Annotated in this window: 11 protein-coding genes; 3 read left to right on the forward strand and 8 right to left on the reverse strand. The window is 54.0% G+C overall.

All coding sequences use genetic code 11. From position 1 onward, the window contains the following. The 3 genes from KJZ99_01985 to KJZ99_01995 all read left to right on the forward strand — a co-directional run. Window positions 1-461 (forward strand): hypothetical protein (locus KJZ99_01985; GenBank protein MCL4304660.1); only part of this gene is annotated, 461 nt, incomplete at its 5' end. Between the two features lie 241 nt (window positions 462-702). Continuing rightward, a complete protein-coding gene (locus tag KJZ99_01990) occupies window positions 703-1,218 on the forward strand; it encodes a GNAT family N-acetyltransferase (protein ID MCL4304661.1) in 516 nt (171 codons plus the stop codon). A gap of 66 nt (window positions 1,219-1,284) precedes the next feature. Continuing rightward, entirely contained in the window at window positions 1,285-2,868 is a 1,584-nt protein-coding gene (locus KJZ99_01995; GenBank protein ID MCL4304662.1) for a sodium-dependent transporter, read from the forward strand. 193 nt (window positions 2,869-3,061) lie between these two features. Here the strand turns inward: KJZ99_01995 and glgP are convergent, their stop codons facing one another. The 8 genes from glgP to KJZ99_02035 form a co-directional block, all read right to left on the reverse strand. Beyond that, entirely contained in the window at window positions 3,062-5,626 is a 2,565-nt protein-coding gene (gene glgP / locus KJZ99_02000; protein MCL4304663.1) for an alpha-glucan family phosphorylase, read from the reverse strand. 87 nt (window positions 5,627-5,713) lie between these two features. Beyond that, window positions 5,714-9,652: a S8 family serine peptidase gene (locus KJZ99_02005; GenBank protein MCL4304664.1), complete on the reverse strand. Its 3,939-nt coding sequence runs from the start codon at window positions 9,650-9,652 to the stop codon at window positions 5,714-5,716. 48 nt (window positions 9,653-9,700) lie between these two features. Beyond that, the gene (locus tag KJZ99_02010; protein MCL4304665.1) at window positions 9,701-10,024 is read right to left on the reverse strand and encodes a Rieske 2Fe-2S domain-containing protein; all 324 of its coding nucleotides are present in this window, start codon (window positions 10,022-10,024) and stop codon (window positions 9,701-9,703) included. Next, window positions 10,021-11,001 (reverse strand): YpdA family putative bacillithiol disulfide reductase, encoded by a 981-nt coding sequence (locus KJZ99_02015; GenBank protein MCL4304666.1) that lies wholly within the window; start codon window positions 10,999-11,001, stop codon window positions 10,021-10,023. Before KJZ99_02015 ends, KJZ99_02010 begins: the two co-directional genes overlap by 4 nt. Further along, entirely contained in the window at window positions 11,001-11,411 is a 411-nt protein-coding gene (locus KJZ99_02020; GenBank protein ID MCL4304667.1) for a secondary thiamine-phosphate synthase enzyme YjbQ, read from the reverse strand. The genes KJZ99_02015 and KJZ99_02020 overlap by 1 nt, the downstream gene beginning before the upstream one ends. Beyond that, window positions 11,408-12,151 carry a succinate dehydrogenase/fumarate reductase iron-sulfur subunit gene (locus tag KJZ99_02025; protein ID MCL4304668.1) on the reverse strand — a complete coding sequence of 248 codons (744 nt, stop codon included), beginning with the start codon at window positions 12,149-12,151 and terminating at the stop codon, window positions 11,408-11,410. Before KJZ99_02025 ends, KJZ99_02020 begins: the two co-directional genes overlap by 4 nt. Window positions 12,152-12,153: 2 nt before the next feature. Beyond that, a complete protein-coding gene (locus tag KJZ99_02030) occupies window positions 12,154-13,959 on the reverse strand; it encodes a fumarate reductase/succinate dehydrogenase flavoprotein subunit (protein ID MCL4304669.1) in 1,806 nt (601 codons plus the stop codon). Beyond that, window positions 13,959-14,714: a succinate dehydrogenase gene (locus tag KJZ99_02035; protein ID MCL4304670.1), complete on the reverse strand. Its 756-nt coding sequence runs from the start codon at window positions 14,712-14,714 to the stop codon at window positions 13,959-13,961. The genes KJZ99_02030 and KJZ99_02035 overlap by 1 nt, the downstream gene beginning before the upstream one ends. Between the last annotated feature and the right edge of the window lie 32 nt (window positions 14,715-14,746).

Here is a 14,746-nt window from a genome sequence, read left to right on the forward strand (position 1 = left end):
CGGCCGAAGCATTCTTGGCCGAAGCGCTCTTGCTCATCGTCGAGCACATCGCCGGGTCACAGGCACCGGCCGAAGCATTCTTGGCCGAAGCGCTCTTGCTCATCGTCGAGCACATCGCCGGATCACAGGCACCGGCCGAAGCATTCTTGGCCGAGGCGCTCTTGCTCATCGTCGAGCACATTGCCGGATCACAGGCACCGGAGGCCATCGACGCGTTCTTCGTAGAAGAGCATGCCGAATTGGAGGTCATCGCAGCGTTGCTCGTGGAAGAGCACTTGGAGACATCACAGCTACCTGAAGCCTTGGTGGCAGAAGCCTTGGAGGCATCGCAGCCCGAGGTGGACGCGGCATTCGAACCGGAGGAGGTCAAAACCGCATTGGTTGCGGCCTGCTCAGTTGCGGAATTTTTGGCAGTCTTGCTTGCCTTTTTGCTCGAGGAACAAGCGCTGTCACACGCGTAGCTGTAGCCACCGGCCATAACCAGTGCCACAACCGCCATCGAACCGAGAAGTAATCCAATCTTCTTCACATGCATCTCCTTGTTGCGGGTTTTCGTGCGAATAGCTCGCAATCTAAAAAATTCACTCGTAATTTTCAGCAATCAGCCGAAAGTTTTTTCAGGCCGAAGGTACATTTCACTGTTTTCAGGGTTTCAGACCATGAATATTCGCTCGAATAACCGCTAAGTAAATAAATTTCAATATGAAAAAGATAACAACTGAAAGGCACGAATTTGTCCTCCGTCCTTTCGAGCCTCAGGACCAACCCCACTTTTTACAACTCGGCAGCCAGACTTGCGGTTCCCTGCATAAGCGAATAAATCAAAGCGAATCTGACTTAAGGGAACGATTCAAGAACTTTGTGCGGGACTTTGCTTTCCGCCCAGAGAGCGAGATCTACGTTGTTCAGTCCGAAAACGGAACGTACGCAGGTCATATATGGCTCACGGAGACAACAAATAGGTTTAATGGAATCAAAGAGTTATGGATTTGGGATCTGACGGTGACACCAGAATTCCGGAAGCAAGGATTGGGCCGAGCATTAATGACCCATGCCAAGGAGTGCGCAAAGAAGCAGAATTGTGAGGAACTGTGGCTCCTCGTAGCTGAGGAAAATGAAGAGGCACAGCGGCTTTATGCCTCCCAAGGGATGATGCCCCGTGCAAGGATGCTGTGCCTCGACATGGAGGAATCTCAGGCAAGCCAAGATTTTTCTTGAAATTTCGAGTGAGAACAGCTAACTTCCTGAGAAAACGATAAGTTCACCTTCAAATCAAGGAGAACCATGAGCCAAGTCATCGTGAAAGTACGAGAAAACTGGGGCTCGCGAATCGGCGTAATCCTCGCAGTCGCAGGCAGCGCGGTGGGATTGGGGAACTTCCTCCGCTTCCCCACTCAAGCGGCCGTGAATGGCGGCGGGGCATTTATGATACCCTATCTGCTGGCAATGATCCTTTTGGGGATTCCGGTGGCCTGGGTTGAGTGGACTTTAGGACGATACGGGGGAAGATACGGGCACGGCACCGGCCCCGGGGTCTATCACAGGATCGCGAACGGAAGGCCATGGGCGAAATATCTTGGCATAGCAGCGATCTTCGCACCAACCGTGATTACGTTCTACTATGTATATATCGAGGGATGGACCCTCGCATTTGCTTACTACTCAATTACCGGCGGATTTCACGAGGCGATTGCCGCAGGGGAAATGGGCAAGTTCTTTGCCGGATTTATCGGAGCAGAGAGCAACAGCTACTTTCATGATCACACTCCAGCCATAGTATTCTTCGCAATCGTGTTCGTCATCAATTACTTTGTGATGTACAAGGGTATTCAAGGCGGAATCGAGAAGCTGACCCGAATCGGGATGCCGATCTTAATCATCTGCGGTTTCTTATTAGCGATTCGCGTTTTGACACTTGGGACTCCGGACTCCGCTCATCCCGATTGGAATGTGACGAATGCGCTGGGCTTCATGTGGAACCCCAATTGGTCGGCTCTCGGGGATGTGAAAGTTTGGCTGGCGGCAACCGGTCAGATATTTTTCTCGCTTTCAGTGGGTATGGGCTGCATCATGGCCTATGCCTCTTACTTGCGAAAGAATGACGACGTTGTCTTATCAAGTCTGACCGCAACGACTACCAATCAGTTTGTCGAGGTCGTACTTGGCGGCAGCATCGGCATCGTTGCGGCGGCGGCATTTTACGGAATCGCGCAAGCTCAAACGATCGCCGCGAGCGGATCGTTCAGTGTGGGTTTCGTGACAATGCCTTTGATATTTGAGAATCTGCCGCTCGGCGGTTTTTTCGCGTTCATCTGGTTCATACTGCTCTTTATCGCGGGCGTGACTTCTTCAGTCTCCTTGATTCAGCCGGCGATCACGTTCCTCAAGGATGAACTGGATTTGACGCAGAATCAGGCCGTCACCACGATGGGCGTCATCAATCTTGCAGTCACCGGTTTTCTCGTGTTCACGATTCAGTGGGGCACACTTGACGAAATGGACTTCTGGGCAGCGACAGTGTGTCCTGTGATTGCAGCGACCATAATGGTGATCTTCTTTTCCTTCATCCTTGGCATAGACAAGGGTTTTGAGGAAATGGAACGCGGTGCAGCAATTAAAGTGCCGCGCATTTTCCGATTTGTCCTCAAGTATGTCACGCCAACGTACTTGATCGTCTTGTTGAGCATCTGGCTTGTCAAGGAATGGTGGTCGGCGATTATGCTGGTGAACGTCGAAGACCCAACGAAGCGGGCTTGGATATGGGGTGCAAGGCTAATTTTGCTGGGGATTTTTGCGGCCATTACGTGGATCGTCGTGCATGCAAACAAGTCGGGCAAATTCCCGAAACGGCAGGAGAACTCAAAATGACACTCGGTGGTTGGATTTTCATGTTGTGTAGCTGGGCCGTGCTGACCTGGCTCATGTATTTCTGTTATTCGAGAGCTCTGCGATTGAAAATTGATCCCGATGATGTCCACAAGCAGAGTCTCTGAGCCACGCACACTTTCAGCAAAAAGCGGACACAATTAGTGTCCGCTTTCGATTTCAGAGTGTGTGGTTATCAGCTTGCAGCCGGCGCCCAGCGCACTATTCCCATTCTCAGAGGATTGCCAAGGAATGGATGCGAGGGAACGACTCGAACCGTGAAACCGTACATTCCGTTCTCCGGAGCGGTCCAGTCTCCGGTATACACGTGCGTGCCTCCATTGTCGCTATGATCCAGCCGGGTGTATCCGGCAAGATCAAAGTTCTGTCCAATATTGGGACCGTAACAGATTTGCACTTCCACGTCATCAGGCGACAGGCCTCCCAATGCAACTTCGGCCTTGACTTTCACCGGGCTGCCCGGATGCAGGTTGTAGGCAGGTTCCGTCTCCACTCTCAGGACCTGAACTTCGTGCCAGTGGCTCTCGACAAATTTCTTCCAGCGAGCCAATTCCCGCGCTCCGGCAGCATTGTCCATCTCCATCATGGCACAGCGTTCGAGCGCCTTGACGTAGAAGTCCTCCCAATACTCTTTGACCATACGCCGAGCGGCGAAACGAGGCACCAGTCCCTTCATGGACGCCTTGACCTTGTGCATCCAGGCTTCCGGGACGCCATTTTCGCCACGGCGATAGTAAAGCGGGACAATCTGCTTTTCCAGCACATCGAAGAGCATGCGCGCATCGCTCTCATCTTGTTGCAAGTCATTGCCGAATTGAAGCCCTGCGCCAATCGCCCAGCCATTCTCAGGCAGGTATCCTTCATCCCACCAGCCGTCCAGAATTGAGAAATTCAGCCCTCCGTTGATCAACACCTTCATACCACTCGTTCCGCTTGCCTCCAGCGGGCGTCGTGGATTGTTGAGCCAAATGTCAACACCTTGGACCAGTTGAGCGGCAACGGTCATGTCGTAGTTCTCGATAAAGACCATGCGATGTTCGACACCGTGATTGCGCGCAAACTGAATAAGAGCCTGAATCAAGTCCTTGCCCATGACGTCTTGCGGATGGGCTTTGCCGGCGAAGACAAATTGGACGGGACGGCTTTTGTCTCGAAGCAGTGCGAGCAAACGATCGGGGAAATGGAGCAGCAGAGCAGCGCGCTTGTATGTCGCGAAGCGACGGGCAAATCCGATAGTCAGCGCGTGTGGATCGAGGATCTGCTCAAGCTCGTCAGTCAATGGCACGAAACCACTGACACGCTGTCGATAAGCGGCCACTCGCTCACGCACAAACTCGACAAGCCGGATCTTTCCAAGGTTGTGAATTTCCCAAATCTCGTGATCGGGAACCTTATCGATTTCCTGCCAAAGCCGCTTGTTATCAGGCCCATCCCTCCAGTCTTCGCTAAAGTGTCGACTGATCAGCTTAGACATTTCAGGAGATACCCACGTTGCGTGATGCACGCCATTGGTCACAAAGTCGATTGGAACTTCCTCATGCGGCAAGTTTGGCCAACTCTCCGTCCACATTCGGCGCGACACATCTGCATGCAAGCGGCTGACACCGTTCGTGTAGTCGGCGGTACGGAGCGCACAAATCGCCATGTTGAACGGTTGTCCGGGTGCTCCGGGCCGCAGGCTGCCAAGACCAAGCACCTCGTCCCGTGTTATTCCATAGCGGTCGTAGACTTGACCGAAGTACTTGTCCATTAACTCCGTTGAGAATTCGTCAATACCGGCCGGAACCGGGGTGTGCGTCGTAAACAGCGTCCCTGCTGCGACAAGCTGCAACGCTTCCAACCACGACAGCTTCAAATCGTCAGCCGCGTGCAGCACACGTGCGATCTGGACGAAAGCAGAGTGGCCCTCGTTCATGTGGCAAACGGACATGGTGATGCCGAGTTTGCGAAGCAACTCCACTCCGCCAAAGCCGAGCACAATTTCCTGCTGGATGCGTGTTTCCCTATCCCCACCATATAGGGTATGCGTGATGGAGCGGTCAGGCGGGGTATTCTCCGGCAAATCGGTATCCAGAACGTAGAGCGGAATTCTACCGACCGTCACGAGCCAGGCACCAATCGTCAAGTGACGATTGTGAAAGGGAACTTGGATCGTAAGCCGTTTGCCGTTCGCATCGAGGACCGGCTGCATGGGCAGGTTATCAAACTCATTCAGTGGATACAACTCCGTTTGCCGCCCATCGGCATCGAGTTGCTGTTGAAAATACCCCTGACGATAGGCTAAGCCAATGCCAATTACAGGCAATCCAAGGTCTGATGCCGCTTTAAGATAGTCACCGCTCAGAACACCAAGTCCTCCGCTATAGAGCGGCAAACAGGAGGCCAAGCCGTATTCCATGGAGAAGAATACGATACGTCCGCGCTGCTCGGCGCTATGCACCTGCTGATACCAGGACTCACCATGAAGGTAATTGTCCAGCAGTCGCAGACAGTGATTATAGTGCTCAACGAATTCATTGGAAGCCGCGGCCCGCGACAATTTCCATTGGGGAACATCGAGCAGCAAGCGAACCGGATTGTGGTTGGTAGCTTCCCACATTGCGGGATCAATATGTCGGAACAACTCTCCGATTTCCGGACGCCATGACCAGTAGAAATTGTAAGCCAATTCCGTCAGACGTGAGAGACTCTCCGGAAGATTCGGAGTGAAGCGATAATTGGCAATCGAAGTGAGTTTCATCTAAAGGTTCGGATCTCCACATTTGGTTTCAAGTACTTCAGCAAATAGCAAAGGGGCCGCAGCCCCTCGCTACACACTACATCTGCGTCAACGCAAGAGCATCATCTTGCCGATGAGCTGTTTTCCTCCCGCGTCCAAACGGTAAAAATAGACACCGCTCCCGATCCCGGCACCATCAAAGTCCACTCTGTGATGTCCTGCCGATAAAGACGACTCGACAAGTGTCTTCACCAACCGGCCCTGAACATCAAAAACGCTGAGGGTGACAGCCGACTCGGTGGGCAGACCGAACGATATGCTCGTGGTCGGGTTAAAGGGGTTCGGGTAGTTTTGGGAAAGATACAGTTCGGTCGGTATTCCCGCCGGCGAGTCATCAGCTGGGGTGATAATAAATTGCACGATGTTAGAGCTGTCCGACTCCCCCCCATCATAGACAGCTGTCACCCACATGCGAAAGACTCCGACTCCAGTTACATTGTAGACAAAAGTCGTGCCAGATGCCTCGCCAATCAGCCCGGTTCCTTGTCTGTAGACCTTATAATTGACAAGTTCGTCGAGCGCACTCCGCCCGTCATCCTGCAATGCGGCCCAATCCGGAGGAAGCCAGTTCAACGTAATCTGCATCGTTTCAGAGTTGAAATCACCCACGAGGTTTCGCGGTGGGTCGAGCCGATAGACAGTCATATTCACAACCACTTCTCCACCGGCAGGGACCGTGAACTGTTCAGAAGTGAGGTTCTCATATCCCTCCATCTCGCATTCGAGCCTGAAGTTCCCGGCGGGCATATCGGCGACGCTGAATGTACCGTCAGCATTTGGAGCGAAGGAAAGACTTCCGACACGTAGCGTGGCACCGGATAGGTCGGTGGCCGGTATTGCAGTTATCTGACCGCTGAGGGTGCCTGTTCCGACAATGGGACCGGTAGTATAGCGAAGAGCGGTCCCGGCACCAATCGTAAACTGGTTCTGATCGTGGCTGCCGTCCAGCAACACCATCAGGCCCACAGTTCCTGAGGAATTTTCGATTCCCAGCGTGGCATCCATGTCCGTGTCGGGACCATCGTAGTCAAAGCGGTTGTAGTGGATCTCAAATTCGCTGTCTCCGGTTCTCGTGGCGCGTTCATCCAGCGAATAGAGAACAAACTGTGCGGTCACTTTGAAAGTTCGTGGGTCGAAATGGGGAACTTGGTAGTACTCAACAATGAACCGTCCGTTCGCCGCATCGTGATAATAGGCAACCTGCCCGCCTTCGTTCGCATCATACGGATATAAGTCATCCCAGAAAACAAACACAGCGTTATTGGGAAGAGCACTATTGGGAATATACGTATTCGTATACGGCTGGGTTCCGCCCGCGACGTTGCCGAATCCGATCCAGCCGTCCGCGGAAACCGTTAAGTTTGTCGTCACGGCTCCGTAAAACCGAGCATTGAACGGCAACGGGACCTGAATCAGCCAGTCATTACCCGTGCCCGGTCCAATAAGCGTTCCCGCACCACCACCTGCAGGCGCGATTGAGGTATAAGAGAATGTTGGGGCATACCCTGTATCGCTATTTTCATAGCAGAAATACCCATATGCATCAGGGCCTACCGGCGCATATCGTGAGTCGTCAATCGGGATCATCGCGTCCACAGCTTGCCCTGCGGTCACAAACACCGTGCGTGCGCCGGATCTTCCGTCAATAGTTGCGCGAACAACATACGAGTTGCTGCCGGGCAACGAGCGGGTAAACTGACCGGACGCATCGGAGACATCGGTCGGAATCGTCGCATTGGGAAACTCGTATGTGATGGTTGCCCCGGCGACGGGATCTCCCTCCTGGTCGATGACAAGACCGTTGATTGTCCCGTTCCCCGGGACAGCAGAGAGACCAAAGTTTCGGACGACTGTCGGCCCGCTGGCCACAACACTCTGCGTTTCCGGAACGAACCCGAATGCTCGCGCATGCAGGTTGTAAGTGCCGCCTTGCGGGACACGAACGGCGTAGTTTCCGGCATCATCGGTGAGCGCGTGTGTTCCTTCACCCTGAATCAGAACAGAACCGGGAACTCCGTTATTGGGATCACCTGCAGGATGAATCACACCGCTGATCATCGTCCAGGCTGAGACCAACGGTACGCTTGACGCCAGCCCAAAGGTCTGAGCTGTACCGACGTTGATTTCGCCAGTGACGCGCAACGTCCAGGAGCCTGCTGCAGGATTTGCCACTCGAACGCGCTCACAGACATTGACACTGTCCACACCTGCCACCGCGGGAGATCCGGGAGAAGCAGGATTCAAAGTCCACGGCAAGTAGTTCGTGCCATTGGGCGAAATCAAAACCAAATCGAGATCATTCACGAGAGTCGGAATGACGTTGCCGAGAGCAGGCACGTCCGACCACGCCAAGCTAACATCAAGAGTCGGCGTATTCACCGGAACAGTAAAGTTGTGCGTATAGGTTTCATCCAGACTCAGCTCACCTTCCAGCACGCCTCCCGCATCAAGCTGCTGGATTGCACTCAGAGCGTTGACCAGGCCAAAACCCGACTGGTAATCCGGCCCGGCGGTTCCTAAGTCGGTTGCAGAATTAATGTATAACGCTTTGACGGTTTCGGGCAGCGGATCGGGTGCATCAGGATAGAGGGAGTGCCAGCGTTCGAGGATTAAGCAAGCCACGCCCGCAGCCGCAGGAGTAGCCATTGAAGTACCCGACATGGAGGTATAACCGCCACCCGGAGCGCACGACGTCACATTCACTCCAGTCGCGACAACTTCCGGCTTTATGCGTCCGTCATCCGTTGGTCCCCATGACGAAAACGATGCCAATGCGTCTGACGCCGACGTCGCGCCAACGGTCATAATGTTCTTTGCACCAGCCGGAATCGACATACAGCGGTAAGAACTATTGGCACATCCCGGATCGCCGCGTTCATTTCCTGCCGCCCAGAATTGAATCAAAGGTCGATCGACCGTTTGCCTGACCAATCCGTCAATAATGCGGGAGGTCAACTCGTAGTCGCCAAACCACGAGCACGGATAACCGTTGGGGCTGACGTTCGCGCCGACGGAATTCGTGGTTAGCTCGACTCCGTAATTCTCGCGGGCAAAGATGTAGTCATCGCTCACGTCGTTCGGGCTGTTGTAAAAACAGAACGGGACGCAGGCATCGTACTCACCGCTAATGATTGTCGCAGCTGGAGCCATTCCGCGATTCGTGCCGCCGGAATTCGCTCCATTTCCGCCTACCGTTCCTGCGACATGAGTGGCATGAGCTTGAACCGTGCCCGCCTCCATCTGAGTCACGCGCGTACCGAAGTCCGGATGCGTCGGATCAACCATGCCGCCGTCAAACACCAGAATCGTGACTCCGTTTCCCGTCAGGTTGTAAGGAGCGGTCTGTACTTCGTTCACGTGCAGCCGCGTTCGAACGGTCGAGTTCACATTCTCCAACGGGGGTGACATTTCGTTGATGAACATCACGGCGTCCATAGCCGCAAGCTCCATGAGCTTCGCTGGATCTGCAGCAACAATCAAAGTGTGCGACGCCTTGATGTGACCACCTACTTCGAAGCCACGCATCGCGACTTCGGCTGCAGCATCCGCAAGCGCTACGTCTTGGAATACGTCCACGTTGAACATTCTTCGGTTGTTATCATAAAGACTCCATGAACCGAACTCTTGTTCGATGACCCGGGGATGCAGCTTGAATTCCGGTGCAAATGGCAGCATTGCCCGCACACCGAGCGAGTTCAAGAGGGTGGCCGTGACAGGTCTCGTCAAAGAGGCGGCATAAGCTCGCTCCGGCAGATAACCCAGAAGTTGGATACCTGCACTATTCAGTCGGGAATGATCCTCGGAAGTCAGCGGCTCAAAGAATTGCAGCACCACGTGACTGGCATCGTCAACTTGCGCAATTCTGTACTCAAATTCGGCAGGACTTACGACACCGCTTTGAAAATAGATCTCATACGCGGCCTTCGCCGACCCGAGACTTAACAGCAAGCATGCCATTACCCAAGATGTGATTCTCTGCTGTCTCACGTTTCCTCCACTCAATGTAATTCGGGAAAACACCCGGAACCAGTTCTGTTAATCATCTGGCCATTCGACCGATATCCAGACATCGCCGTTCTCGACCTTCACTGAACGCGTCGACGTGTCCAGACCTGAATTGGTCAGACACTTGCCAGTCGTCACGTCATACCGCCATCGATGCATGTAGCACTCGATGACGGATCCCTGCAACTTCCCTGCGCCCAGATTTGCACGCATATGCTTGCAGGCCGCATCGAGTCCGTACAATTCCCCATTCACGTCAAACACCGCAAATGGCCTGCCCAGAATTGTGATACTGCGCGCTTGCCCGGGCTTGAGATCGGAACGCTTGCAGACTCTGAACCAGCGGTCGCTCATCTCGTCACAAAGTGACTGAGGATTCTCGCGCCATGCTCGCGGCTGTTTTCAATAAACACGCGTGACGCTTCGCGTCCTGCCAGCAGCACGCCTGCAACATACACTCCGGGCACATTCGACTCGAGGGTTTCGGGATTATGCGAAGGGATCATGGCAGGATCATGGAATTCGATGCCGAGGCGACTCAACCAGTCATAATCTGGTTGATAGCCTGTTAATAAAAAGACATTGTCTGCGTCGAGATCACGTATTCCTTCCGGACCATCGATGCTTACTGCGCGCTCCGAAATGCTCACAACTCGCGACCCAAAGTGCGCCTTGATCGCACCTTCACGAATCCGGTTTTCCAAATCGGGGCGGATCCAGTATTTGATAGATGGAGTGAGTCCGGACCCTCGGTGAACCAACCTAACTTCGGCACCTGCTCGATGCAGTTCAAGAACAGCTTCGGCCGCAGAATTCTTGCCGCCTACAACTACAACCGACTTACCGATGAAAGGATGAGGGGTCACGTAATAGTGAGAGACGTGTGATAAACCCTCGCCCGGCACACCCAGCAGGTTGGGACTGTCGTAGGAACCTGTGGCCAGCACAACGGCGTTACAGGTGTACTCTCCACGACTGGTGGTCAGCTGAAAACCGGAATCAGTCCGCTGAAGACCATCAACACTGCAATTTGTCACGAAGGGCAGCTTATACTCGAGTACAATGCGGACGAAGTAGTCAAGCACTTCGCGCTTTACCGGCTTTGGACCGGCAGCTACAAGCGGAATTCCGGGGAACTCCAGCAGTTCTGCCGTGGAAAAGAACGTCATGCGCTCAGGGAACCGAAAAATCGTATTACACAGAGCACCGCGTTCAAGCATGACGGAGCGCACGCCGCGGCGTTTGGCCTCAAGTGCCACTCCAATTCCCGCAGGGCCGCTGCCAACAACGACCAGCGGCCACTCTCGTTCCACTTCCACGTGAGACCGCACTACTCGCCGATAACTTTGATGACTATGCGCTTGCGGCGCTGCCCGTCAAACTCGGCGTAATAGACCTGCTGCCACGGGCCAAGATCGAGTTGCCCGTTTGTGATTGGCAGAATCACCTGATGATGCAGGATCAAGTTCTTCAGGTGAGCGCTTCCGTTATCCTCGCCAGTGCGATGATGCCGGTAGTCTTTATCTGGCGCCAGCCCGCGCAGCCACTCCTTGATGTCCTCGATTAACCCGTCTTCGGCATCGTTCACGTATACAGCCGCAGTGATATGCATGGCCGACACAAGGACCATACCTTCGCGCACTCCTGAGGTATTGACGGCTTTCGCAACTTGACCCGTAATGAGAACGAACTCTTCACGTTTCGACGTTGAAAAGGTCAAATACTCAGTGTGTGATTTCATTTTCCTCCGAGGACTCTGAACAGCATGCGAATCGGATCGTAATAGCGATCTGCGACGCGCTCCTTCAATGGAATGATTCCGTTGTCCGTAATATGGATGTGCTCAGGACAAACCTCCGTGCAGCACTTCGTGATATTGCAGTAGCCGACGCCTGCCTCATCCTTGATAAATGGAATTCGGTCTTCAGTGTCGAGCGGATGCATTTCCAATGAGGCCATTCGGATCATGAAGCGCGGTCCGGCGAACTCTTCATGCTTTCCGTGATTGCGCAATACGTGGCATACAGTCTGACAAAGGTAGCATTCAATACACTTCCGGAATTCCTGAACGCGGTCGACTTCGTACTGATACATACGATGCTTGCCATCCGCGCCCTTGGCACGCGGCTTGAACGGTTTGATGCGCTTGTTCACCGAGTAGTTCCAGGAGACGTCAGTCACGAGGTCCCGGATGTGCGGGAATGTCTTAAGTGGTTCTATCGTCAGCGGTTTGTCAAGCGGCAGCGTATCCATGCGAGTCATGCACATCAAACTCGGCTTGCCATTGACTTCGGCAGAACAAGATCCGCACTTGCCAGCCTTGCAATTCCAGCGGCAAGCAAGGTCAGGGGCCTGAGTGGCCTGAATTCGATGAACGACATCAAGCACAACCATGCCGTCATCAATGTGCACATTATAGTCTTTCATTGCGCCTTCGCCATTGTCGCCGCGAAAGACTTTTACTTTAATTGTGCGTGCCATGCTTAAGCCTCCTCAACAAAGGGTTTAAGCTCAGGAGTGACTTCAGGCAAAGCATCGGCTCGTAACGCCATCGCACCATTCTGATTATAGATTATGTGATTCACTTTCGCGTATTTCTTGTCATAGTTGGGATAGTCTATTCGCGAATGCCCTCCGCGACTCTCGCGCCGTTCGAGCGCTGCCATCGCGATGGCTCGCGACACCACGATCATGCTGCGCAAGTCCATCGCCAGATTCCAGCCGGGGTTGTAGGCGCGCGCTCCTTCCACAGAAACGTTCGCAACGCGCGCTTCAAACTGATCAAGCGCAACAAGGGCACCTTTAAGTTCTTCTTCCGTGCGCACAATGCCCACGTTGTCCTGCATCATGTCCTGCAATTCCTGGTGGACTTTGTACGGATTCTCTCCGCCTTTGCGCTCCAAACACGAGAGGTTCTCAGCAATAGCCTTCTCCACTTGCGAGCCGTCAAGTTCAGGTGCTTGTGCTGTTTTTGCAAACTCTGCAGCGCCCCACCCTGCTCGCCTGCCGAACACCAGCAGGTCGGACAGCGAGTTACCGCCCAAGCGATTGGCACCGTGTAATCCTGCGGCAACTTCGCCCGCGGCAAACAACCCGGGAACTGTACTCATGCCGGACTCCGCCTGCACACGAATTCCACCCATCATGTAGTGGCAGGTGGGACCGACTTCCATCGGTTCTTTCGTGATATCCACGTTCGCCAGCTGCTTGAACTGATGATACATGGAGGGCAGCTTCCGCTGAATATCTTCCGCTGAGCGTCGCGTGGCAATGTCGAGAAAAGCACCGCCATGCGGGCTGCCTCTTCCTGCCTGCACTTCAGAACGTATCGCGCGTGCCACAACGTCACGCGTTAGGAGTTCCGGCGGTCTTCTCACGCTCGCAAGTTTTCCGGCCGCGACCTCATTCACCCACTGAATAGCCTCCTGCTCCGTCGCTGCAACGTCGTTCTTGAAAGCTTCCGGGATGTAGTCAAACATGAAGCGGCGGCCGTCTTTGTTCAGCAGCACACCACCTTCTCCTCTGACTCCTTCCGTAACCAGCGTGCCGCGAACAGAAAGCGGCCAGACCATTCCTGTAGGATGGAATTGCACAAACTCCATATCCATGAGTTCGGCACCTGCCCGCCATGCCAAGGCATGGCCGTCGCCGCTGTACTCCCATGAATTGGACGTGATCGCGAATGACTTTCCTCCCCCGCCTGTAGCCATAACAACGGACTTAACACGAAACAAGTGGAATTCGCCGGTTACTCGCGAATAGGCTAAAGCACCGCAGACACGATTGCCTGACTTGAAGAGATGCGTTACGGTCACTTCCATGAAGATTTCCGCAGGCATATGCACAAGCTTGTCCTGTAATGTGCGGATCATCTCGAGTCCTGTGCGGTCGCCAACGTGGGCCAGCCGGGGATATGTATGCCCTCCAAAATTACGTTGGTTGATTAGTCCGTCAGGCGTCCGGTCAAAGACGGCACCCCACTCTTCCAGTTCTCGAATCCGGTCAGGCGCTTCCTTTGCGTGGAGTTCAGCCATGCGAAAGAAGTTAAGCTGTTTGCCGCCTTTCATGGTGTCACGGAAGTGCGTTTCCCATGAGTCACGATCGTCCGCGTTGCGCAACGCGGCAGCCGCACCGCCCTCGGCCATCACAGTATGCGCCTTGCCAAGCAGAGATTTCATCACCACGGCAGTCTTGGCACCCAAAGCCGCTGACTCGATGGCAGCGCGCAAACCCGCACCGCCCGCGCCGATGACCAATACATCAAAATCATGCGTATTGTAGTTTGCCATTAGAAGAACCTCACATCCTGCCAGATTCCCATGGCGCACATTCTGATGTAAAGATCGGCAAAGCCGACTGTAAAGAGACTGAGCCAGAAATAGAGATTGTGCCGGTCATTCAGGATGGAAACACCCTTCCAAGCCTTATGGCGCACGACGCCCGCAGCCGCACACGAGTAGCAATCGATCTTCCCGCCTACGAGATGGCGCAGTGAATGACAGCTCGTCACGTACAGGGTAAGGAATGCGGTGTCAGCCGCGACAACGATTGTCCCGATTCCCATACCGAATCCATCGGCAAAACGGAACGCATCGATCAAATGTATCCAGTGAAAAATGACGAGTACTGAGATGATGTAGAGGAAGTACCGGTGCAGGTTATTCAGAATCCACGGCAGCGCGCTTTCCCCTTTGTATTCGCGCTGACCTTTGCTCACCGCGCAGGCCGACGGAGCAAACATCACAGAGCGGTAGTAGGCCTTGCGGCCGTAATAGCAAGTAAGTCGGAAACCGGCCGGCACCCACAGAATCAATAGCGCGGGTGACCACGTGAAGCCGGGAATCCACTTGGTCAAGTCTGGCGAAAAGAAAGGTGAAATGTAGGGTCCGAAATGACTGTACTGCGTAGGCTGGAGTGCCGCCCAAGTGGCGTAGATAATGAACACGACGAACGAAAGCCCCATAGACAAGGGAGCCAGCCACCAGGCATCAAGACGCCGAGTCGCCAGAAAGGGTTCGCGCGTTCCGGGTACGGGATAGGCCATGATTCAGAGATTAGTTAGGATAGGGAATAAAG

The sequence above is a fragment of the bacterium genome (genome assembly GCA_023382385.1).
Lineage (GTDB): Bacteria > Electryoneota > RPQS01 > RPQS01 > RPQS01 > JABWCQ01.